Here is a 22,878-nt window from a genome sequence, read left to right as displayed (position 1 = left end):
TAACCAGACCTGACTGACCCGGCCGGCCGCGCGCCCTTTGCAGCACGGCCGGCCCCATCCAAAATCTGATCACCATGAGCCTTGCTTACCGGGATGCCACCCTCGACGATCTGCCCGCAATCGTCGCGATCTACAACTCCACCGTGCCTTCGCGGCAGGTCACAGCCGATCTGGAGCCGGTGAGCGTCGAAAGCCGCCTGGCGTGGTTCGAGGCGCACGGCCCCGCGAAGCGGCCGCTGTGGGTGGTCGAAGAAGGCGGCCGCGTGATCGCGTGGCTTAGCTTCTCCGATTTTTACGGACGCCCGGCCTACCGTCACACGTCCGAGGTCAGCATCTACCTCGATGAGGCCGCGCGCGGCAAGGGGCTTGGCCGCCAGCTGCTGGACGCCGCCATCGAGGCCGCGCCGCGACTCGACATCCACACGGTGCTCGGTTTCGTGTTCGGCCACAACGAGCCGAGCGTACGGCTTTTCAGCGGCTTCGGTTTTACCGTGTGGGGGACGCTGCCGCGCGTCGCCGTGCTCGATGGCGTCGAACGCGATCTCGTCATCCTCGGCAAGCGGCTCGACACCGCGCCCGCCGCCTGAACCCCGCAGGACTGCCCATGTTTGTCGATTCACATTGCCACATCAACTTCGAAGGCCTCGGCGACCGCCTGCCGGAGGTGCTCGAGAACATGCGCTCGAACGCCGTGACGCACGCACTCTGCGTTTCGGTCGATCTCGAGACGCTACCGTCGGTCATCGACATCGCGAATCGCTTCGAGAATGTTTTCGCTTCGGTGGGCGTCCATCCCGATCACGAGGACGCGAAGGAGCCCACCGTCGCCGAACTGGTCGAACTGGCCGCCCATCCCAAGGTGGTCGCGATCGGCGAAACGGGGCTCGATTACTACCGCTTGGGCGAGCGCACCATCGCCGACATGGAATGGCAGCGCGAGCGCTTTCGCACCCATATTCGTGCGGCGCACGCCACGGGAAAACCGCTGATCGTCCACACGCGCGCGTCCGCGGACGACACCCTGCGCCTCATGGAGGAGGAACGGGCAGGCGAGCCGGGCGGCGTGATGCACTGCTTCACCGAACCCTGGCCGATCGCCGAGCGCGCGCTCGCGCAGAACTTCTACATCTCGCTGTCGGGCATCGTGACGTTCAAAAGCGCGACCGATGTCCAGGAGGTCGCGCGCCGGGTGCCGATCGAGCGTCTGTTGATCGAAACCGACTCGCCTTATCTTGCGCCAGTGCCATATCGCGGCAAACCTAATGAACCTGCGTACGTGGGCCATGTCGGAAGATTTATTGCGCAGCAGCGCGGGATGACCGATGCCGAACTCGGCGCGGCTACCACGCAGAACTTCTTCCGGCTCTTCAAGATTCCGGCGGCGGTTTGATCCGGTTTCCGCAAGCTGGCAATATCGTCTTTTATCAGTAACATACCGAATAAAGTTAAGGTTTGACATGAACTCAAAGCCGCTTTTGCCCGCCGTCTCTTCCGTTCGTGCCGCGTCCGTTCGGCGCGCGAGCGCCGCGCTCGCCTGTGCCGTGAGTGCCGCGCTGCTGGCCACGGTGCCCGCACACGCCGCGTCGATCGACTCGGTCGTGAAATCCGTCAAGTTCGACGACGACAAGAGCATTGCGAAAGAGCTCGCCAAGGGTCAGGACCCGAATGCCACCGACGACCACGGCATGCCGCTCCTCGTGATCGCCGCACGCGAGAAGTCCGATAAGGTGGCCGCGCTCCTGCTCGACAATCCGGCCACCAAGGTAGGAGCCGAGGATACGGCGGGCGAAAACGCGCTCATGCTGGCCGCGCTCAACGGCGACATGGGCCTCGCGAAGCTGCTCATCGCGAAGGGCGCCGAAGTGAACAAGAAAGGCTGGGCCCCGCTGCATTACGCGGCGGCGAATGGCAACGACGACATCGTCAAGCTGCTGCTCGACCATTCGGCTTTCGTCGACGCTCAGTCGCCCAACGGCACGACGCCGCTCATGATGGCCGCGCGAGGCGATCACCTCACGACGCTCAAGCTGTTGCTCGACAACGGCGCGGACGTCAGCGCGAAGAACCAGATCGGCATGAACGCGCTCGATTTCGCGAAGCAGTACAAGGCGCCTGACGCAATCAAGGGCTTGTCCGCGCGGATGGCGCAATCGGGCGCCCCGGCCGGTAACACGGCGGCACCGCAAAACAGTGCAAAATAACGAGACTGCCGGCGCCCAGACCGGCCGGCGGCTCGCCGAGCCTCGAACGCGGTGCCTCACTACACGTAACGAACAAGGAGAACCATGCTGCGGGCTCTGATTTGCGCCGGCGCGCTCGTCTTGCCGATTTCGGCATTTGCCTTCACGGCAGGCGACCTCAACCGGCTTTGCATGAAGACCGATATCGCCTCGCGCGCGGCGTGCGCGGCGTACATCGAAGGTGCCGCTGACGGGGTGTTCAACACAATCGATGCAATCGGCGGCACGACTGGGCCGCGCGTCGGCCAGTACTTCTGCCTGCCGCCGGACGCGCGCTCGGCGCAGCTCACCGACGCGGTACGCAAGTACATCGCCGATAACCCGAACGTCGCGGGCTATAACGCAAGCACGGCGGTCTCGCTCGGGCTCGGGAAGGCGTTTCCCTGCAAGGCCGGCAACTGAGTCCCGTCGTACTTCCGGATTGGCTGATCGCGTGATCGGCTGATCTGGGACCTTGAAAGACCTTGCATGACCTGACGGGGATTGCGCGGTGAATGGCCGACGCGGTCGGCTTTTCGCCCCGGCTTGCTGTGCATGGCGCGCCGGGCGATCGACGAAGCGCGGACGTGAAGTAGCAGGTGTAGCAGGACGCACGACGTTGCGGATCGCCCGGTGCGCCTCATCACGCTCACGCGCGGCAGGCCGCTGCGGCACGTCGCGGTGGTACGTGACAGCACGCTGGTTTCGCCCGCGGGCGCGGCGCCTGGACCGCTTCCACGAGTCGTCCCCACGCTCAGGAGGAACAGGCTGCAGATGGAGACCATCGACGCTCTCTCACTCGTCGCCGACACCTCGCTGCTGACCTGGCACGGTACCCTCGTCGTTAGTGTCATCGCGCTCGCCGTTGCCGCTGCCGTCCACTGGCTCGGCTCGCGCGTGCTGCGCCGCCTCGCGCTACCGTATCCGCGCGTGAGCGTGTTTCTGCGCAATATTCGCCTCCCTGCGCTCGCCGTCCTCCTCATTTTCGCGCTCGACTCCGTCTGGTCCCAGGCGCTCGACACATTGCGCTTCATTTCCGGCCTGCGCGAACTCGCCGGCGTCGCGTTCATCGCTTCCATCACCTGGCTTTCGCTGCGCTGCGCAGCCGCCATCGGCGAGACGATCATCGCGGCCCATCCGCTCGACACCGACGATAACCTCCAGGCCCGCCGCATCCACACCCAGGCGCGCGTGCTTGCGCGCACGGTGATGGGGCTGATCTTGATCGTCGGCACCGGCGCGGCGCTCATGAATTTTCCGAACGTGAGGCAGATCGGCACTAGCCTGCTCGCGTCGGCGGGCGTGGCCGGTCTCGTCGCCGGTATCGCGGCACGTCCCGTGCTTGGCAATATGATCGCCGGGTTGCAGATCGCGCTTACTCAGCCGATCCGGCTCGACGATGTGGTCGTGATTCAGGGCGAGTGGGGGCGTGTCGAGGAAATCACCAGTACTTACGTCTCGCTGCGGCTCTGGGATCAGCGGCGAATGATCGTACCGTTGCAGTGGTTCATCGAGAATCCGTTCGCGAACTGGACGCGCAGCAGCTCGCAGATCATCGGCACCGTGTTCCTGTGGCTCGATTTCCGCATGCCGCTCGCGCCGCTTCGTGAGGAACTGGCGCGAATCGTAGCGGACGCACCAGAGTGGGACGGTCGCGTGCAGGTGCTGCAGGTTACCGACGCCAACGAGCGCGCGATGCAACTGCGCGTGCTGGTCAGTTCGCGGGATTCGGGGCTGGCCTGGGATCTGCGCTGCCGCGTGCGCGAAGGGTTGCTCGGCTTGGTGAAGGCGCAGTATCCGCAATTCCTGCCGAGGACGCGCGCTGAGATGTCGACGGAACTGGAGAGCAGTGCGAGCGAGTTGCCGGGACGCTCGCAACGGCCCGCGCAGCCAGCGGCCTCGAGCACGGCGGCCAACACGGAGGCCGATCCGGTGACGGGCGGCGGGGAGCGGACTGGGGAGGCCGGCGCCGTGCAGACGATGGAGAAGGCGAAGGGTGCGCCGGATCACACAGCAACGGCTCCCGCCGGTGATGCACGAAAAGGCACACGGCGGTCCGCGGGATAGCAGCGGGGCACACGGGCGCGGGCGCGGTTTCGTCACGGTCCACGACGATGCGCGCAAGGCGGGCGGCACTGCTCGCGTCAGGTGCAGGACGGGCGCGCGAACGGTGCCAAGGGTACGAAGGGGCCACGCGGAAGCACGACGCAGCACGCGTCACAAGCGGAGGAACGCATAAATGGGCAGATTGATCGTCGTGTCGAACCGCGTGGCAACGCCGGCACAGACGAAGGACTCCGCGGGCGGATTAGCCGTCGCCGTGTTCGGCGCGCTGAAGGGCAACGGCGGCATCTGGTTCGGGTGGAGCGGGGACGTCGTGAGCGAGTCCGTCGCCAATGCCGGGCCATCGCTCGTTCTGGACGGCTCCGTTACCTTCGCGACCATCGGCCTCACTCGCAAGGACTATGACCAGTACTACCGTGGTTTTTCGAACGCCACGCTGTGGCCCGTCTTTCACTACCGCAACGACCTCGCGCACTACGAGCGCGACGAGTACGCGGGCTACCGGCGCGTGAACGCGTGGCTGGCGCACAAGCTCGTGAACCTGATTCGTCCCGACGACAACATCTGGGTCCACGACTATCATCTGATCCCGTTCGCCGAGGCGCTGCGCTCGGAGAGCATCGAAAACCGCATCGGGTTCTTCCTGCACATTCCGTTTCCGTCACCCCAGGTGTTGCAGACAATTCCGCCACACGAGGAACTGGTCCGATCGCTGTGTTGTTACGACCTGATCGGATTCCAGACGCGCAACGACCAGTTGGCGTTCCATGACTACATCGTGCGCAACGCGCGCGGCAAGGTTTTCGAGGAGGGCGAGTCCGCTCGCGTGGAAGCCTTCGGCCGCAAGCTGCACACGGGTGTCTATCGCATCGGTGTGTTCCCCGACGAGATCGCCGAACAGGCAGCGCGTTACGAGAACCGCCAGCACGTGATCGACCTCGAGCAAAGCCTGGAGGGAAGCAAGCTCATCATGAGCGTGGACCGGCTCGATTATTCGAAGGGACTCGTGGAACGCTTTCACGCGTTCGAACAGTTGCTCGAACGCGAACCGGAATGGCGCGGCAAGGTCACGCTCGTGCAGATCGCGCCGCCCACGCGCTCCGACGTCGCGAGCTACAAACGGATTCGCGAGGAACTGGAGCGGGAAGCGGGGCGCATCAATGGCCGCTACTCCGGTCTCGACTACACGCCGATCCGCTATCTGAGCCAGCAGTTCGACCACGGAGAGCTGATGTCGCTCTTTCGCGAGTCGCAGGTGGGCTACGTCACACCGTTGCACGACGGCATGAATCTCGTCGCCAAGGAGTACGTCGCCGCGCAGAATCCGCGCGATCCCGGCGTGCTCGTGCTGTCCATCTTCGCGGGCGCAGCGGCTGAACTCACCGGGGCGCTGCTCGTGAATCCACACGACGCGGCGGCCACGTCGGAGGCGCTGCAGCGCGCGCTGTCGATGCCGCTCGCCGAGCGCCAGGCACGGTATGAGACCAACATGGAAGCACTGCGGCGCAACAATCTCGGCGTGTGGCGAGACAGCTTTCTGCGCGACCTGGGCAACGTTCCGAAGTCGCACTGAGCGCATTGAACCTCGCATTGAATCTTCAACACCCACGATTGCGTATGATTGCCGCGATTGCGTCAGATCCCGCGCCCAGGCCTTACCGACCCATGCTCACCACGCTCGCCATAGCCAACTATCGCTCGTTGCGCGAGATCATCGTGCCGCTCGGACCGCTCAACGTCGTCACGGGCCCGAACGGCAGCGGCAAATCGAATCTCTACCGCGCGCTGCGCCTGCTCGCGCTCACGGCGCGCGGCGGCGTGATTTCGTCACTCGCGCACGAGGGTGGTCTGCAGTCGACGCTCTGGGCCGGACCCGAGCGTTTTTCGCGGGCGGTCCTGGCGGGCGACGCACCGGTCGAGGGCACCGTGCGAAAGGACGTCGTGAGCCTGCGTCTCGGCTTCGCGGGCGATGCGTTCGGTTACGCGATCGATCTTGGCCTGCCGCCTTCGTCGAGCTCGCAGTTCTCGCTCGATCCGGTGATCAAGCGAGAGTGCATCTGGAGTGGGCCGATCCTGAGGCCCTCGGCGTTGCTCGTCGATCGCCAGGGGCCAATGATCCGCGTGCGTGGTGAATCGGGTGAGTGGACGACGCTCGCGCAGCCCGTCGCGGGCTTCGACAGCATGATGACCGAGTACGCCGACCCGCGCAGCGCACCGGAAATGATCGCCGTCCGCGAGCAGATCCGCTCGTGGCGCTTCTACGACCATTTCCGCACCGACGAACTCGCACCCGCGCGCCAGGTGCAGATCGGCACGCATTCACCGGTGCTCGCCGATGACGGCGCGAATCTCGCCGCCGCGTTGCAGACCATCCGCGAGATCGGCGACGGCGAAGCGCTCGACACGGCGATCGGCGATGCCTTTCCAGGCGCGCGCGTCGAGATCGTCAATCACGAAGGGCGCTTCGAGGTTGCGCTTCGCCAGGAAGGGCTGCTGCGGCCGTTGCGTGGCGCCGAATTATCGGACGGAACGCTGCGCTACCTCCTGCTCGTGGCGGCGCTGCTGAGCCCGCGGCCGCCCGAACTGCTCGTGCTCGACGAACCGGAGACGAGTCTGCATCCGGACCTGCTTCCGTCGCTCGCCCGGCTCATCGCGCTGGCTTCGCGCCAGTCGCAGGTGCTAGTGGTGTCGCACGCGACGCGTCTCGTGGCGGCACTCGAGCGCGAGGCGGAGAGCCAGTCGATTGTGCTCGAACGCAGGCTCGGCGCGACGGCGCTCGCCGACGCCGATGCGTTCGACGTGCCGCCCTGGAAGTGGCTCACGCGTTGAGCGCGCGATGTATCGGCATGTAAGTCCGGATAGCAATTGAAAGACCTGCGGCGCGGGCTCACAGCTTGTAGAAGAATGACCGGATCCCACAACGCCCGCGCTGGATTCCGATATGCAGCAAGTACCTCTCTGATGGACGGCTTCCGCATTGCCTTACAATGAGGCACACCAAAGCGGCAGGACCCGGGGGGCACACCGCCGGGCCGCACACCCCGATCGACGGAGATGCCGGATGAGAATTGCGCAAATCGCCCCGCTGACCGAATCTGTTCCGCCCAAGCTCTATGGCGGCACCGAGCGCGTGGTCTCGTATATCACCGAAGCGCTGGTCGACCTCGGTCACGACGTCACGCTATTCGCGAGCGGCGACTCCGTGACGAGCGCGAAGCTCGAGGCCGTCTGGCCGCAGGCGCTGCGGCTCGACAAGGGCATTCGCGACCGGATCGCGCCGCACATGCTGCTCATGGAGATGGTGCGCCGTCAGGCCGACCGGTTCGATGTGCTGCATTTCCATATGGATTACTACTCGTTTTCGGTCTTCAAGCGCCAGGACACGCCTTTCGTGACGACGCTTCACGGCCGGCTCGACCTGCCGGAACAGCAGCCGGTCTTCGACACGTTCGATACCGCGCCGGTCATTTCCATTTCGAACGCGCAGCGCCAGCCATTGCCCCAGGCCAAATGGCTCGGCACCGTCTATCACGGCCTGCCCGAAAACCTCTATACGCCGCAGCCCGTCGAGCAACGCTACCTCGCATTTCTTGGACGTATCTCGCCGGAAAAGCGCGTCGATACGGCGATCCGCATCGCGCAGCGCTGCGGGCTGCCGATCCGCATCGCCGCGAAGGTCGACGAGGCCGACCGCGAGTACTTCGAGCGCGAGATCAAGCCGCTCTTCGCACAGCCGAACGTCGAGTTCGTCGGCGAGATTACAGACGCCCAGAAGGCTGAGTTCCTCTCAGGCGCGCATGCACTGCTGTTCCCGATCGACTGGCCGGAGCCGTTCGGCCTCGTGATGATCGAGGCCATGGCGTGCGGTACGCCCGTGATCGCGTTCAAGCGTGGCGCCGTGCCGGAAGTGGTGGACGAGGGCGTGACGGGCTTCATCGTCGAGGACGAGATCGGCGCCGTGGCAGCGGTGAATCGCATCTCGCGCGTGCCGCGTGCCGGCGTGCGGCGGCGTTTCGAGGAGCGCTTTACGTCGCGGCGCATGGCGCAGCAGTACGTGGACCTCTATCAAGCGGTGATCCGCGCGAGCAGACGCGCCCGTTTCAAGGTGATCGACACATCCGCGAGCTGATGCGGCACGCGAGCACGCTACTCGCGTCGCGGATTCAGATGCGTGATTTTCGTACTGCTGCTGGCGGCTTATGGGCCGCGCGTGCAGCGTGCCGTTGCGCGGGCCATCGGGATGACACCCCGCAGCAGCGGCATCAGTGCTCTGGAGCAGGCTTCGGTTCCGGCTCTGGTTTCGGGCTCGGGTGCCGCAGTGCGCGCCGGATCCCCCCGATCACGATGCCCACGAAGAGCAGCGTCGCCATCGGCGCGACCCAGTAGCCGACGAGCGCATCCCAGAGATAGACGGCCAGTGTCGAGCGGCGCTGGGCATAGTCGTCGAGCGCTTGCTGATGACGGGCGGCATTCGCGGCGAGCACATCCGCCGGACAGCCGGACGTGCGGGCTGCCTCCGGTGTGCCGCGACAGCGCAACGGCGCACCGGTGTCGCGATCGGCGGCGCTGAACGTCCATGTCGCCAGGGCCCGCTGCAGGTCCTCTCGGTTGTACGCCATTTCGTCCTGGGCTTCGCGTACCGCGACGATCATCACCGGCACGAGCCAGAACACGGTCACCATCAGCCAGCGGCGAAACCAGCGATTTTTGTGTCTCCATGCCATTTGCGCCTCCGTTCGATGCCTTTGGCATCAACGAAAAACGGCGGCCCGATGGCGTTTGTGTGGTGTTATCTGAAGTGGGTCGCCGCTGGAGGCATCATAGGAGAAAAACGACCCGTTCGAGCAGGGCCCGCAGAGAGTGCGGGAAACCCCGGGGGCGTTGCACGAGGCGACGGTGTCGCCCGGCCATTCACCGCAGCCGACGGCAATTCAACGTGGGCGCCCATAAAAAAACGGCGGCCAGGGGCCGCCGTTCGTCTTGCGTTCGTTGCCGCTTAGCTCTTCGTCGAGAGGCACTGCTTCATGAAGGCCTTGCGATCGTCGCCTTTCTTGTCGGCCGCCTGAACGTTGCACGCCTTCATCCGTTCCTGCTGCGTCATGGTCGGCGCCGCACCGCCCGCCGAGAGACACTGCTTCATGAAGGCCTTGCGGTCGTCGCCTTTCTTGTCGGCCGCCTGTGCGTTACACGCCTTCATCTTGTCCTGCTGGCTGTTCGGGGCGGCCGCCGGGGCAGCGGTTTGTGCGAATGCCGGTGCGGCCAGCACGCCGCCCAGCACGATTGCAGCGATTGCGGATTGAATCTTCATAGCTCACTCCCAGGGGATTTCGACGTTGTCGGTAGTCGTGCTCGCAGGCCTGAAGCGCTTTTGTGGCCCATCGCCGCGACCATTTTGGCAAAGCTGTCCTAAAAACGGCGTGGCGACGTCCGCGGTTGACGGCACAATGCGACTTATTGGGCTCGCGGCGTTAAGCATTGTCAAACCGTGACAGTCGGCAATGGACGGCGACGGACGGCGACAAGCAAGCGGCACACGCGCAGCCCCCGATCCGCGGAGGGAGACGATGCACTGGCTCTTGACGTACGAACTGGTCGATGATTATCTCGAACAGCGCGCGGCGCACCGCAACGCGCACCTCGCACTTGCGTGGGAGGCCGTATCGCGCGGCGAACTCCTGCTCGCCGGGGCGGTGGCCGAACCCGTCGACAGCGCGCTGCTGCTCTTTCAGGGCGATTCGCCCGCCGCCGCCGAGGCCTTCGCGCGCGCCGATCCCTACGTCCTGGCCGGGCTGGTCAAAAGCTGGCGCGTGCGGCCGTGGCAAACGGTCGTGGGCGATGAGGCGACGAATCCTGTGCGCTAAGGCAGCGCGGCGTGCAAGGCGTCAGGCGTTGTCCGTACCACTGGCGGCCCGGTCGAGCAGGTCGCGCACGGTTTCGTCGTCGACCTGCTCGAAGTCCAGATAGAACTGGCCGACGCTGTAAAACTGCATGGGGGTGAGCACGCACACGAGATCGTCTATGGCGCCGCCAAGACGCTCCCGTGCGCCTGCGGGCGCAACCGGCATCGCCCCGATGATGCGCGCCGGACCGCGGCTCGCCAGTGCGCGGGCGGCAGCTTTCAGCGAAGCTCCGGTCGCTATGCCGTCGTCGACGATGAGCACCACACGCCCCGCCACGGGCGTGGGCGGACGCTCGCCGCGGTAGCGCAACTCGCGGCGGCCCAGTTCGATACGGGCGGTGGCGATGGCGCTCTGCAGCTGCGCCGCACTCACGCCGGTTTCGCGCACCAGCGCTTCGTCGACGAACTGCGCGCCGTTCGAGGACAGCGCGCCCATCGCGAGTTCCGTCTGCCAGGGCACCCCAAGTTTGCAAACGGGCAGCACGTCGAGCGGCGCGCCGAGCGCGGCCGCCACCTCAAATGCGACCGGCACGCCCCCGCGCGGCAGTGCGAGTACGACGACGTCGCGCCGCCCCGCATAGGCGCCTAGGTGTTGCGCGAGCATTCGGCCCGCTTCGCGGCGATCGGTGAATGGACGTTCCATGAGCGGCTCCCGGGTGGAGCGATCCGACCAGTTTGCCACGCAGCGCGCCATCCGGCGCGGGAAAAAAGACAGGATGCAATCGAAGCCGGCTCGCTCTAACGTCGGCGCAGCCGCCGCGCTTTCATGAGGCACGGCCGTCATTTGCAAACGCGAATTCGTTGTTTGGTGGGGCAAACGCCTGCCGGTACGATGGCACCGCCCTTTGTCGAGAACGAGGTCCACGCCATGTCCGAATCCGCCTGTTTCAAGCCGTGCGTCGTCGAACCGGCTGCCGTCGGTCAGCCAGAAGGGCGCGCGCTCGCCGTGGAGTTGTGGCTCTCGCGGCCCGTCGACGGCATTGCGGGCCGCGCGCTGCGCATCGATCTGCGATACGGCACGCGTATGCACGAGGCCGAGACGCTGCGCGATCTCCTGCATGCCATCGGCACCAATATCGTCGTGACCTGAAACGGCGCGCGACGCTCAGTCGAGTTCGGTCGAGAAGAGGGCGTCGAGCAGGTTCGACGATGGCTGATCGGCGAGCCTCGTCAGCGATTCGACCATGCGCACCTGGCAATCCGTGAGGGGAATCATGCGGATACGCGGCGATTCGCCGAACTCCGTGTGTGCGATCACGCCGACACCCACGCCCTGGGCGATGGCCGTCTGCAGCGCCTCGCGTCCATCGACGTAAAGCACCGGCTGCACCTGCAGCCCCTTGCGCACCAGTTCGGCCTCGAGCAGTTGCTGCGTCACGGATTGCGCCTCGCGGAACACCATCGGCTCGCGCACCAGTTCCTCGTAGGTCATCCGGCGCTTCCTGGCGGCCGGGCTGTCGGCGGGCACGACCGCCACGAGCGGCTCCTCGCGCAACGCGCGTGTCTGAAGGCGGCTGTGGACCTGGTGTGCAGCCGTGACGGCTGCGTCCGCTTCGCTCGCGAGCACGCGCCGCATGCATTCGGTTGCGTTCGCGATCGACAGCTTGATCACGACGCCCGGATAGCGCTGCCGGAACGCGCCGACCAGTTTGATGGCAAGGTCGGGGGCGTGGGCGATCAGCGACAGTTCACCCGACTCCAGCGCGCCCGCCGCTTCCAGCAGGCGCCGCGCGTCGCGCTCGCAACTGACCATCTGCCGCGTGACGGCAAAAAGGCGCCTGCCGAGGTCGGTCAATTCGACACCGCGCGGCGCACGCTCGAAGAGTTTGACCCCGAAATCCTGCTCCAGCCGCCGCACGTGATCCGATACGGCTGGCTGCGTGATCGATAGCGCCTGGGCGGCGCGCGAAAAGCCACCGTGCTCGGCGACCGCGTGAAAAGCGCGTAACTGGGCGTATTGCATGGTCAATCCGGGTCGATAAGTTTGACTTATACCGTCATCGATTATATCGATTTTACCGATGCCACGATTTCCAGTACCGTGTCGGCATTCGATGCTGAATCCCGACTAACTTTGTATCGGATCGCACCTGGTGCCACAGCACGAGGTGCGATCGACAGGAGCAAGTGCATGACGACCCCGGCCGATCCGTACCTGCTGACCCCTGGCCCGCTCACGACGGCAGCCTCGACGAAAGAGGCGATGCTGCGCGACTGGGGATCGTGGGACGCCGACTTTCGTGAGATGACGGCCAGGTTGCGCCGCAGCCTGCTGGACATCGCAGGCGACACGAACGGCGACTACGACTGCGTGCCGCTGCAGGGCAGCGGCAGCTATTGCGTCGAGGCGATGCTCGGCAGCTTCGTGCCGCGTGACGGCCACGCGCTCGTGCTCGCGAACGGCGCGTATGGCAAGCGCATGGCGACGACGTTGCGCTATCTGGGCCGCCGTCACACCGTCCACGACACCGGCGACTATCTGCCGCCGCGTGCCGCCGACGTCGAACGCATTCTCGCCGCGAACGCCGATATCACGCATGTCGTCGTGGTCCACTGCGAGACGAGTTCCGGCATCCTGAACCCGGTCGAGGAAATTGCCGAGGTCACGCAGCGGCTCGGCCGCCGTCTCCTGATCGACTCCATGAGTGCATTCGGCGCGATACCGCTCGATGTGCGCACGCTGCCGTGTGACGCGTTCGTTTCGTCGGCAAACAAGTGCATCGAAGGCGTGCCCGGTTTTGGCTTCGTGATCGCGAAGAAAGAGGTGCTCCGCGACGCGAAGGGCAACAGCCATTCACTCGCGCTCGATATCTACGATCAGTGGGACGTGATGAATCGCACCGGCCAGTGGCGCTTCACGCCGCCGACGCACGCCGTAGCGGCATTCATCGAGGCACTGCGGCTGCACACGCTCGAAGGCGGCCAGCCGGCGCGCCTCGCACGCTACGCGAGGAATCGCGACGTGCTCGTCGCGGGCATGCGCTCGCTCGGCTTCGAGCCGCTGCTCACGGAGCCATGGCGTTCGCCGATCATCGTGACGTTCTTTTCGCCTTCCGATCCTGCCTTCAGCTTCGAGCGTTTTTATGAATTGATGAAGGCGCAAGGATTCATCATCTATCCGGGCAAGCTGACCACGGTCGAGAGCTTCCGTATTGGCTGCATCGGCGCACTCGACGAAAGTGTGATGCGGCGCGTGATTGAAGCATGCGGCAACGCGCTTGCCTCGCTCGGGGTGGCAAACGGGGCACCGGCGCCCGCATCGCTCGGCGCGCGCGAAGCGCTCGCGGCATGAGCACCTGCCGTCAGTCGGCAGACCAGGTTTCTCTCTTTGTGGATGACTCGCAGGACAAAACGCAATGAAACACGTCAAGGCAGTAATTTTTGACTGGGCCGGCACGGTGGTCGATTATGGTTCGCGCGCACCGATGGGCGCTTTCGTCGAGACCTTCGAGGAGTTTGGCGTACCGATCACGATCGACGAAGCGCGCGGTCCGATGGGCATGGCAAAGCGTCCGCACATCGCGGCGCTGATGGCGCTGCCTCGCGTCGCCAGGGCGTGGGAAGCGCGTCATGGCCATGCGCCGGCGGACGCAGACATCGACGCGGTCTACAACGTGTTCGTGCCGAAGAACATCGCGGTGGCGGCGCAGTACAGCGATGTGATTCCAGGCGTGGCCGCCGTGACGGCCGCACTGCGTGCCGAAGGCATCCGCATCGGTTCGACCACGGGCTACACGCGCGAGATCATCGACAAGATCGTGCCGGGAGCGGCAGAGCAGGGCTTCGTGGCGGACAGCATCGTCTGCACCGGGGACACGCCCGAAGGCCGGCCGTCGCCGTACATGATCTACCGCACGCTGCCCCAACTGGGCGTGTGGCGCACACGTGATGTGATCAAGGTGGACGATACCGAGGTCGGCATCGAGGAGGGCATCAACGCCGGAACGTGGGCTGTGGGTGTCGCCGTGAGCGGCAATGCATTCGGGATGACTGAGGACGAAGTTCGCGCGCTCCCGCCCGAGGTATTCGCACGTCGCCGCGAGGCCGCTGTCGCACGGCTCGTCGCAGCGGGTGCCCACTATGTGATCGACAGCGTGGCCGACTTGCTGCCGATCGTGAGCGAGATCGAAGGGCGGCTTGCTCGCGGCGAGCGTCCCTAAGCTGTGTGGCGTGCCTTAAAGGCGCGCTTTTTTTGCATTTGGGCCGGGTTGAAGTCGAGGCTTACCTCGCGCAACGGAAGGTCGGCACAGCGATTAGCCGGCCCGTTGCAGGCCTTTACGCTCAGGGTCGGCAGGGCCGTCCCTGAGTTATCTTGCATCGAACGGATGCCTTAATCGTAGTTGGTCACTACGATTACGGGCGTTTGTGCGGAGGAGTCCGGACCCTTGATCTGGAGCGTGCCACCCGAGGCGCCGAGGTGATAGATGCCCGACTGGTCAGGCGTCAGCCGATGGCCGTTGCCATCGAAGAATTTCTCTACGAACGGACTGGCCGCTTTCGAACCGGTCCCGGTACTCGCAGGTTGCATCGTCGCCAATGCGACTTCGGCGTAGGGCGGACTGGACGGGGCGGCCGCGAACGTGACAGTCGCCGTCGCGGGCTCCGAATGGCCGACGCCTGCGGTGGTGGTACCAGCAGAGGAGGTTCCGGACACTGTTTCAATGCTATACGGCGGCGCGACGATCATCCCCGAGAAAAAGATCCGGCCACTACTCGCAGCGACGGCGGCGCAAGGCGTGCAGATGATGGTTGCGATACTCATCGCCACTGCGCCGATTTTCCAACGCCTTTGCAGATCTCTCGCGCTCATTACGGCCTCCCTGAAGCAAAATTTGCGAACCGCCACCAGACGGAATCGCATCATTTACTCTGTTTACGGCAGATCGCTTTCGACTCTTTAACGTTGCACTGGCGAGGGGGATGAGGGCCTCAGGAGGGAAGGACGCAGCGTGCGGACGAAAGGGTGATGCGATCATCAAAGCCCTTTTGCGAGCAAGCACGCGACACCATGAGGATCATGGCTGCACGGTCCGCTCTGACTAACCGCATGCAGGACCGTGCTGGTCGGGTCTGACAGTGCAACGCGTTGTCGTGTGACGTCTTGAACGACCGTCTGAGCACGTTGGCAGTTTGCTTCGCACCCGGCTCCTTTACCCAGATCTCGTGAACGACCCGGTGGCCGTTAGTCGAAGAGCCTTGAGCGAAGGCGCTTGTACTCATCCTCCGTAAGCGACCCGGTCGACTTCAGTCGGTCCAGTTTCTCGATTTCGTCCGCCGCGCTGAAGCCAACCACCTGACGCAACTCGTCGCGCGCTTTCCGGGCGCGTTCTTCGTTGCGAAGTGCCATCTTCCGGCCTTGCGTCAGCACGTACGCGAAAATGCCAATGTAGGGGAGCAGGATCAGAAAGATCACCCACACGACTTTCAGGAATCCGGATATGTCGTCCCGGCGGAACAAGTCACTTGTGATAGTAATGAACAACCAGAACCACAAGATGAACATGAAGATCGAAAAAATGTCGATTATGAAGTTTGGAAACGTAAATCCATTTGTGAGGATCATGCTTCTTCTCCGTTGGATGCGTGAGGAAACCAGTCGGGTCCTGCAAAGGCATTATCTGCGCACAAGTCGTATTTCGATCGATTGAGTGCGCGCTACCGCGCACATCAATCACGCTCGACGGCGGCGTATTGTGGTGTAGCAGACTGCCAATTTCGATCCGCGTCGAAACGAATTTGCCAAAAAACAGTTCTATAAATGCGGGCGCAACAGCATCATCTAGCGCGCAAACTCGATAAATGCGGCATCGCGTTCAATGCATTGATACGGGTGTATCAGGTGATGCTTGAAGCCGTTTCCCGTACGAATTGACGCTCGCTTTGTCGTCGTCGGTCATCACAGGCATCTGAATCACCCAACGCTCGTCTGTGTATCTTTCTCGCGACGCGTGCGATGCGAGTTTGCATGCCACAGGAAAGATTAGCGGAGGGCGTTTATGAATTCGTTTATCCACGCGGCGCGCATTTTGTTACCGCGCGGATCAGGCACTGATTTAATTTGCTGAAGTGTGCTTGCATGCTTCCGGAGCCCGACAACCCATCGCATCGGAGAATATCCGCAAGGCATGTCGATGGTGCTCGCGTGTCTAGTGCCAACGCCGCGGATGGCCCCAACCCGGCGGGTGACGGTGCCGAGGAACCATATGAACTGGCCGGCCGTGCCAGGCCGGATGGCCCCACCGGTTATACATGACGGGAGGCGCCCAGTAGGGTACTGGACGCGCGACGATGAGCGGAGGCGGCGGCGCGTAAAACACGCCCGGAAAACCGATACCCACACTCACATTGACCCGGGCTTGCGCGCAATGCAGTGCACCAAGCATCACGAGAGCAGAAACGAATCCTGACCGTATCAGGCGTTGCTTCAACATTGCGCTTCCCCTACGTTTGGCTTTGCCGTGTCCACGAGGGTGCAGAATCTGGCGGTGCTCTCGCGAAGTCTATTTCGCGTGGTGCTCCGCTGGCCGGAATGCGTCGTCCGCAACTTTCTTCTGTGCGTCGGGCATGTCCATATAAAGCGACTCGAATGCCGCGAGTAGCGCCTTGCTGCCATCTGCGTGGGCTTGGGCTAGTTCGGCCCACGAACGCAGGTTCTCGATCGCTGTTTCCTTCTCCGCATTTTCGTGTCGTTGCTCGAGGAGGGTGTCGATTGCTTTTGCGTTGGCACGCATGGCGTCTGCCACCTTGGCCCATTTATCCTCTTCTGCCGGCGTAATCTTGAGCTCCGAATGAAGAGCCGTTATGTGCTCTTCGACAGTCTCAACGTGTCGTTGCGACGAAGCGGCTGGGCTTGCTTGTGCCCAGCATGTCGACGTACAGAGCAGCATCGCAGCAACCAGGATACATTTCATGACAGTTCTCGCGAAAACGATCACCGGCAACGGCTCGGCAGGTGGAAGGAGCATTGAATTGATCATAGCAGTCCTCGCGGACAATTCAATTTGCGAGTCCGGCACGCAGCGAAGTAACGAGGACGGGTATTGAACGCACGATGCACCATGCGTGCAGGCATTCCGATAGGTTCACATCGAGGTAAGCATTACATCGGAACAAAAGGAGGCCACGTGTCGATGCGATCGGTAATCCGCAGGGAAGGCCGTTTCAAATCTGTTCCGTGGGCCCGGATTCGCTGGCAGCGGGCAGGGTGTGCCGCAGTCGCATTGGTGCTGGCCGCGGGGTACGCCACCGCAGTGGACGCCGCCGTGTCCGTTCTGCGCCCGCCACGCGAAGCGCGCTCGGACGAACCGCTCGCCGTAACGATCATCTACTCGGGAGAGGGACCTTCAGGCAGTTCGATCGATGTCCCGCGCACGGTAACTATTACGTTGACGAACGGCGAGGCTTTGCCACGCGAAGTGGTGCTCACGCGAGAAGCCGGCGCACCGGAGCATCTGCAACTGGGCACGGGCGAAATCAAAGCCGTAAGCTACAGCGCGGCCTGGCCGGAGTGGGCGCGTGGGGCGCTGCGCGTCGATGTGCCGGGTGTCGATGTATCGCCGTCCGTCGTGCTGCTTACGCGCGTACCCGGGCAGGCTGCCGTGGCGAACGCAGCAACGCCTGGGCAGGCTCCTGCAGCGCAAGCCACGGGTACACCCGAAGCGCCGAAGACGGGCAACGAGGCACTTGTCGCTGCTATGCCGCCCACGCCTGCACCGACGCACACGAATTCACTGATACCGGACCTCGGCACCTTTCTGGCGGGACGGTTGTCGATGTATGAGCCGACTTATTTCGCCGATGGCGTCGATTCGCATGGCAACAATATCGCGAAGTTCCAGGTTAGCTTCAAGTATCGCTTCATCTTGCCTAAGGACCCGCGTTCGCGAGGCTTTTTCGACAATCTGTATTTCGCGTACACGCAAACTTCGCTGTGGGATATCCGCGAGTATTCCGCGCCGTTCCGCGATACGAGCTACAAACCCGCGATGTTCTACTACCTGCCGGACACGGGATGGAAGAGCAACTGGTTCAGCAAGATGGGCGTGATGGCCGGCTATGAGCACGAGTCGAACGGCATCGCTGGCCCTGACTCGCGTGGGATCGACATTCTGTTCGTGAAGCCGATCTGGGATTTCGGCAACGTCAATGCCTATCACCTGACCGTGGCACCCAAGGTCTACTGGTACGAGCACATCGCCGGAGAAAATTCGAATATCACGGACTATCGCGGCTACGTTGACTTGCTCATGACATATGGCAGTCCAGATGGCTGGCAGCTTGCTGTGACGCTCAGGAAGGGAACGAAATCGCATTACGGCAGCGTCGATGCACAATTTACCTATCCGCTGGCCAAACTGTTCGGCAGCGCGTCGGGCGCGTATCTGTGGATCGGTTACTTCGGTGGCTACGGCGAAGATATTCTCGACTACAACCAGCATCGCTCGATTGCGCGTATTGGTTTCTCCGTGTCGCGCTGGTAGACGGTTGCGGATGGTGTCGTTGGGGGCGGTTGTTTTTCGCGCGAGTTGTTGGACTGGCGTTCAGGTCCGTGATTGCGAAGCCGGGCGGTCAGCGGGCGGATCTGCGCGGTCGTCAGTCCGGAGCGCTCGGCCGCGCGCCGGTGCGTCAGGCCAATCTCAACGATCGCCCGGATGACCTTGAACCGGCCGACGTAGTGCATCGTCGCGGTGATCGCCCCAGCTGCGCTTGTCGCCGGCGCTCGACCTAGCCACAACACGACATTTCTATTTAGCGGAAACCCGACATTTCTATTTGGGACCTACACCTGATGTCATGGCCAGATACAGATGTCCGATCTCCGGCTCAATAGAAATGTCCGGTTTTGAAGGGAGTTGATTCTGTCTTTCCGGGGTTGAACTTCCATCGTGTTGAAGGGTAGAGGATGAAGCAGCAGGGCGCTGACGTCTATTCAGCGGCTCCTTGCAGACCGCGGGCCCGGTTTTGAATCTGACTTTGGGGCCTGCGCCAGCTTCACGATCACCGCGTCCATGTCCGCCTGCGTGAACTCGCGTTGCTTCTTCGTGCCAGGCACGCGTGCCTTTGCACGCACCGGCTCACCCTGATTCGTGCGTGATGGCGAGCCCGAGGCACGCCGATTGTCGCGCTGCGCCTGCAGCGCCTGCGCCACCTGCAGTGCGTGTGCCAGCCGCTTGTGCTCGATCACCGCGCCCTGGTCCACCCCGGTGAGCCGGTCGTACTCGCGGTACGGCAGCACGCGAGCCTGCGCCCGCAGTTCGATGCGCCCATCCGGGTACTCCCAGACCTCGATGTAGCGATGCACGAGCCTGCGGTTCTGGGGCGTATCGTCGAGCAGGTACATCACGCGGTCGTACTGCACCGTGAGCGACTTCGTCACCCGCCGCGTTTCGCGCCAGGTGAGCAGGGCGTCCAGATCCTCGTCCCCGCGCAGCGGCCGGTGCGCGTCGAACGTGCTGCGCGGCGCCTTCGCGAAGCGCATGTTGTAGGCCGCCATGAAGGCGGGGGCATACGCGTTGGCCTTGCTCACCGTGCTGATGCCACGCAGCCGCAGCTCCTTGACGAGCCGGTCCTGCAGCGTCAGGTGTGCGCGCTCGACCCGCCCCTTGGCCGAACTGCTGTTGGCGCAGAACGTGTCGATGTTCAGCTCGTACATTGCGCGCCCGAAGTGCGTCACGCTGTGGCCAGTCTTGCCGGCGCTCACGCTGCGGAACACGCTGGCGCGGTCGCTGTACAGTGCCACCGGCTTGCCGTGACGCTCCAGGTACGCGCGCGTGGCCTCAAAGTAGCTGAACGTCGATTCGGTCTGCGTGAAGTGCAGGTGCATCAGCCGGCTCGTCGCATCATCGACGTACACCAGCAGCGTGCAGGCCGGCGCCCGGTCCTCGAACCAGCGGTGGTCGCTGCCGTCGATCTGGATGAGCTCGCCCAGGCACGCACGCCGCGCACGCGGCTGGTAGACCTTCGGCGGGCGCTGGGCGCGCGGAATCCACAGGCCCGCATCGCGCATCCATCGGCGCACGGTCTCCCTGGCCAGCGTCATCCCGTGGCACTCGCGCAGCTTCTCGCAGGCCAGCGTCGGCCCGAAATCGGCGTAGCGCTCGCGCACCAGCGCCATGGCCCGGGCCCGCAGGTCGATGGACAGTTCCCGGTTGCTCGGCCGCCCGCGTTTGGACGAAACCAGCCCGGCCGGACCCGCGGCCTCATAGCGCCGGCACAGCCGGCTGATCTGCCGTACGCCGAGCTGCAGCCGCTCAGCCGCCTGAAAACACCGCAGGCGGCCTTCAATGACCGCCTCGATGACCTTGACCCGCTCGAGTTCGCGCATGCTTGCCGTGATCAGCTCACGTCCGTTCATGGTTCGCCCCTGGTCGACGCCTCACGCGAGCGTGCGCTTCAACCAGGGCAGGAATCGGACATCTCTAATGAGCCAGAACCGGACATTTCAAAAAAGCCGTAACACCTGAAACTTCGATAATTTGTATTATGTTAAATTATGTATCTTCACGCGCAATCAGCGTCTGGCTACCTGGCCGTCTCGACCCACCCAACACCGCCCAACACCGCCCAACTTCGCGTGACCAGAGATTGTTGATCGCGGGACTATCAGCACCGTGCTTTACAGGTGGCGTGCGGCAGTTCACCCACGGTGAAGCGACGTAATCCGCGCCGCGCAAAAGCGCGACGCGGATTACCCACGCGATTGACTGAGCGCCGCTCATCGCACGATCATTGCCAGCGCGCCCGGTCCGCTTCACACATCGTCCGCCCAGCTACTCCGTAACGAAGCGTACGCGTGGCGCATCGCTCGCGTCGTCGGGGCGTTATGCAGCGCTTCGCCCGAACGCGCACACTGCATCCGCGCCGCGCGCGGCGTTACCCACACCCAAACGCTGCGAAAAGCCCTCACCACGCGCCCACATAACGCCACGACGCAACGCGAACCAGGCATTACTCAGGAACGCTGCGTGCGTGATGGCGAAGCGCTCATTGCTCGGATTCGAACTCGAACGGACTATGCGCCGCGATCGCCCCGCCCTGCACCATCCGCGTGATCGCCGCAATATCCGGTGCGAAGTAACGGTCGAGATCGTAGTGCGGCACCTCGCTGCGCACGGCCTGCATCACGCGCGCGAGCGCAGGGCTCGTCGGATGCGGTGCGCGCAGGTCCACGCCCTGGGCCGCGGCGAGCAGCTCGATCGCCAGGATGTTGGCCGTGTTCTCCGCGATATCGGCGAGCTTGCGCGCGGCGAACGTCGCCATCGACACGTGGTCCTCCTGGTTCGCCGACGTCGGCAGCGAATCGACCGAAGCCGGATGCGCGAGCGTCTTGTTCTCCGAAGCGAGCGCGGCCGCCGTCACGTGCGCAATCATGAAGCCCGAATTCACCCCACCGTCCTTCACGAGGAACGGCGGCAGCCCCGAGAGCGTCGCGTCGATCAGCAGCGCGATGCGCCGCTCGGCCAGCGCGCCGATCTCGGCGGCCGCGAGCGCGAGATTGTCGGCGGCAAACGCCACCGGCTCGGCGTGGAAGTTGCCGCCCGAGAGCACTTCACCCGTGTCCGGGAAAATCAGCGGATTGTCCGACACCGCGTTCGCTTCCACGAGCAGCACCTGCGCGGCGTGGCGCATCTGGTCCAGACACGCGCCCATCACCTGCGGCTGGCAGCGCAGCGAGTACGGGTCCTGCACCTTGCCGCAGTCGCGGTGCGAGAGGTTGATCTCCGAGCCTTCGAGCAGCGCGCGGTACGCCGCGGCCGCCTCGATCTGGCCGCGATGGCCGCGCAGCGCGTGGATGCGCGCATCGAACGGCTTGACCGAGCCCGCGGCCGCATCCACGCACAGCGCGCCCGACACGAGCGCCGTGCGGTACAGGTCCTCGATCGCGAAGAGGTTGTAGAGCGCGAGCGCCGTCGAGGCCTGCGTGCCGTTGAGCAGCGCGAGGCCCTCCTTCGCCTGCAGCGCGAGCGGCTTGAGGCCCACGGCGGCGAGGCCCGCCGCGGCGCTCGCGCGCTCGCCGCGGATGAACACCTCGCCGATGCCGAGCAGCACCGCCGACATGTGCGCGAGCGGCGCGAGATCGCCCGAGGCGCCCACCGAGCCCTTCACGGGAATCAGCGGCAGCACGTCGGCGTTGAACAGCGTGATGAGCGCGTCCATCACCTCGCGGCGGATGCCCGAGTGGCCGCGGCCGAGGCTCGAGAGCTTCAGCGCCATCAAGAGGCGCACGACCGGGCGCGACATCGGCTCGCCCACGCCCACGGCGTGCGAGAGCACCAGATTGCGCTGCAGCAGTTCGAGCTGCTCGCGCGGAATGTGGGTGCTGGCGAGGCGGCCGAAGCCGGTGTTGATGCCATAGGCGGGCTCGCCCTTCGCGGCGATGTCGGCGACGGCTTGCGCGCGGGCGTCGATCGCGGCAAAGCTGGCCGGATCGAGTTCGAGTTTCACCGTTTCGCGCGCGATCTGGCGCAGTTGCGGGAGAGTCAGGTGGCCGGGGGTCAGTTTAATCATCGCGATAAAGTTGTCTGGACAAGGTGAGTTCAGGTTACACAAGCCATCTTGTCTATACAAGTTAAATCAACTACGCGTATACCCGCTAATACCCCTCTCGTCGGCATGCTCATACCATTGATCCGCCGGCGAAGTCATCCTCATCAGTAATAACACTGATTGTTGACCATCGCTCCAAGCGTTTAATTT

General features: G+C 64.0%; 22 protein-coding genes. 13 read left to right on the top strand and 9 right to left on the bottom strand.

Translation table 11 applies throughout. The annotated features are described in order from the left end of the window. Positions 1–74: 74 nt before the first annotated feature. From L0U80_RS07380 to L0U80_RS07345, 8 genes are all read left to right on the top strand, one after another. The gene (locus tag L0U80_RS07380; RefSeq protein WP_233863311.1) at positions 75–587 is read left to right on the top strand and encodes a GNAT family N-acetyltransferase; all 513 of its coding nucleotides are present in this window, start codon (positions 75–77) and stop codon (positions 585–587) included. 17 nt (positions 588–604) lie between these two features. Further along, positions 605–1,390, top strand: coding sequence for a TatD family hydrolase (locus tag L0U80_RS07375; protein WP_233863310.1), 786 nt, complete (start codon positions 605–607; stop codon positions 1,388–1,390). 67 nt (positions 1,391–1,457) lie between these two features. After that, the gene (locus tag L0U80_RS07370; protein WP_233863309.1) at positions 1,458–2,201 is read left to right on the top strand and encodes an ankyrin repeat domain-containing protein; all 744 of its coding nucleotides are present in this window, start codon (positions 1,458–1,460) and stop codon (positions 2,199–2,201) included. Positions 2,202–2,285: 84 nt separating this feature from the next. Further along, entirely contained in the window at positions 2,286–2,642 is a 357-nt protein-coding gene (locus L0U80_RS07365) for a Rap1a/Tai family immunity protein (RefSeq protein WP_233863308.1), read from the top strand. 351 nt (positions 2,643–2,993) lie between these two features. Beyond that, positions 2,994–4,286 (top strand): mechanosensitive ion channel family protein, encoded by a 1,293-nt coding sequence (locus L0U80_RS07360; protein WP_233863307.1) that lies wholly within the window; start codon positions 2,994–2,996, stop codon positions 4,284–4,286. Positions 4,287–4,458: 172 nt separating this feature from the next. Further along, positions 4,459–5,856, top strand: a complete 1,398-nt coding sequence (otsA, locus tag L0U80_RS07355; RefSeq protein WP_233863306.1) for an alpha,alpha-trehalose-phosphate synthase (UDP-forming) — start codon at positions 4,459–4,461, stop codon at positions 5,854–5,856. Between the two features lie 92 nt (positions 5,857–5,948). Beyond that, entirely contained in the window at positions 5,949–7,112 is a 1,164-nt protein-coding gene (locus L0U80_RS07350; protein WP_233863305.1) for an AAA family ATPase, read from the top strand. Positions 7,113–7,344: 232 nt separating this feature from the next. After that, the gene (locus L0U80_RS07345; protein ID WP_233863304.1) at positions 7,345–8,412 is read left to right on the top strand and encodes a glycosyltransferase family 4 protein; all 1,068 of its coding nucleotides are present in this window, start codon (positions 7,345–7,347) and stop codon (positions 8,410–8,412) included. Positions 8,413–8,545: 133 nt separating this feature from the next. On the opposite strand, the gene L0U80_RS07340 is transcribed toward L0U80_RS07345, so the two are convergent. Together L0U80_RS07340 and L0U80_RS07335 are read right to left on the bottom strand one after the other, a co-directional pair. Next, positions 8,546–9,007, bottom strand: coding sequence for a hypothetical protein (locus tag L0U80_RS07340; RefSeq protein WP_233863303.1), 462 nt, complete (start codon positions 9,005–9,007; stop codon positions 8,546–8,548). 272 nt (positions 9,008–9,279) lie between these two features. Further along, positions 9,280–9,591: a PsiF family protein gene (locus L0U80_RS07335; protein ID WP_124150526.1), complete on the bottom strand. Its 312-nt coding sequence runs from the start codon at positions 9,589–9,591 to the stop codon at positions 9,280–9,282. Between the two features lie 256 nt (positions 9,592–9,847). Between L0U80_RS07335 and L0U80_RS07330 the strand changes: the two genes are divergently transcribed. Then, positions 9,848–10,144, top strand: coding sequence for a YciI-like protein (locus tag L0U80_RS07330; RefSeq protein WP_233863302.1), 297 nt, complete (start codon positions 9,848–9,850; stop codon positions 10,142–10,144). 21 nt (positions 10,145–10,165) lie between these two features. On the opposite strand, the gene L0U80_RS07325 is transcribed toward L0U80_RS07330, so the two are convergent. Beyond that, positions 10,166–10,825 carry a phosphoribosyltransferase gene (locus L0U80_RS07325; protein WP_233863301.1) on the bottom strand — a complete coding sequence of 220 codons (660 nt, stop codon included), beginning with the start codon at positions 10,823–10,825 and terminating at the stop codon, positions 10,166–10,168. A gap of 225 nt (positions 10,826–11,050) precedes the next feature. Between L0U80_RS07325 and L0U80_RS07320 the strand changes: the two genes are divergently transcribed. Beyond that, on the top strand, positions 11,051–11,272 hold the full coding sequence (locus L0U80_RS07320) for a hypothetical protein (RefSeq protein ID WP_233863300.1): 222 nt from the start codon (positions 11,051–11,053) through the stop codon (positions 11,270–11,272). 15 nt (positions 11,273–11,287) lie between these two features. Here L0U80_RS07320 and L0U80_RS07315 read toward each other — a convergent pair whose 3' ends face one another. Further along, complete coding sequence (locus L0U80_RS07315; RefSeq protein ID WP_233863299.1) at positions 11,288–12,145, bottom strand: LysR substrate-binding domain-containing protein; 858 nt, start codon at positions 12,143–12,145, stop codon at positions 11,288–11,290. 168 nt (positions 12,146–12,313) lie between these two features. Between L0U80_RS07315 and L0U80_RS07310 the strand changes: the two genes are divergently transcribed. Beyond that, positions 12,314–13,474 (top strand): 2-aminoethylphosphonate--pyruvate transaminase, encoded by a 1,161-nt coding sequence (locus tag L0U80_RS07310; protein ID WP_233863298.1) that lies wholly within the window; start codon positions 12,314–12,316, stop codon positions 13,472–13,474. A 64-nt stretch (positions 13,475–13,538) separates the two neighbouring features. After that, positions 13,539–14,342: a phosphonoacetaldehyde hydrolase gene (phnX, locus tag L0U80_RS07305; RefSeq protein WP_233863297.1), complete on the top strand. Its 804-nt coding sequence runs from the start codon at positions 13,539–13,541 to the stop codon at positions 14,340–14,342. A gap of 170 nt (positions 14,343–14,512) precedes the next feature. Here the strand turns inward: phnX and L0U80_RS07300 are convergent, their stop codons facing one another. The 3 genes from L0U80_RS07300 to L0U80_RS07290 form a co-directional block, all read right to left on the bottom strand. After that, complete coding sequence (locus tag L0U80_RS07300; RefSeq protein WP_233863296.1) at positions 14,513–14,944, bottom strand: hypothetical protein; 432 nt, start codon at positions 14,942–14,944, stop codon at positions 14,513–14,515. Positions 14,945–15,364: 420 nt separating this feature from the next. After that, the gene (locus tag L0U80_RS07295) at positions 15,365–15,745 is read right to left on the bottom strand and encodes a DUF883 domain-containing protein (RefSeq protein ID WP_233863295.1); all 381 of its coding nucleotides are present in this window, start codon (positions 15,743–15,745) and stop codon (positions 15,365–15,367) included. 937 nt (positions 15,746–16,682) lie between these two features. Then, positions 16,683–17,159 (bottom strand): Spy/CpxP family protein refolding chaperone, encoded by a 477-nt coding sequence (locus tag L0U80_RS07290; protein ID WP_233863294.1) that lies wholly within the window; start codon positions 17,157–17,159, stop codon positions 16,683–16,685. Positions 17,160–17,444: 285 nt separating this feature from the next. On the opposite strand from L0U80_RS07290, the gene L0U80_RS07285 reads away from it, so the two are divergent. Continuing rightward, positions 17,445–18,662, top strand: a complete 1,218-nt coding sequence (locus L0U80_RS07285) for a phospholipase A (protein WP_308444845.1) — start codon at positions 17,445–17,447, stop codon at positions 18,660–18,662. Between the two features lie 449 nt (positions 18,663–19,111). On the opposite strand, the gene L0U80_RS07280 is transcribed toward L0U80_RS07285, so the two are convergent. Together L0U80_RS07280 and hutH are read right to left on the bottom strand one after the other, a co-directional pair. Beyond that, complete coding sequence (locus L0U80_RS07280) at positions 19,112–20,536, bottom strand: ISNCY family transposase (protein ID WP_233863292.1); 1,425 nt, start codon at positions 20,534–20,536, stop codon at positions 19,112–19,114. Positions 20,537–21,165: 629 nt separating this feature from the next. Continuing rightward, on the bottom strand, positions 21,166–22,689 hold the full coding sequence (hutH, locus tag L0U80_RS07275; protein ID WP_233863291.1) for a histidine ammonia-lyase: 1,524 nt from the start codon (positions 22,687–22,689) through the stop codon (positions 21,166–21,168). Positions 22,690–22,878 lie beyond the last annotated feature (189 nt).

This window comes from Paraburkholderia adhaesiva, assembly GCF_021390575.1.
Classification (GTDB): Bacteria; Pseudomonadota; Gammaproteobacteria; order Burkholderiales; family Burkholderiaceae; genus Paraburkholderia; species Paraburkholderia adhaesiva.
Note: the sequence above shows the minus strand (reverse complement) of the source record. Positions and strands in the feature narration are given on the sequence as shown.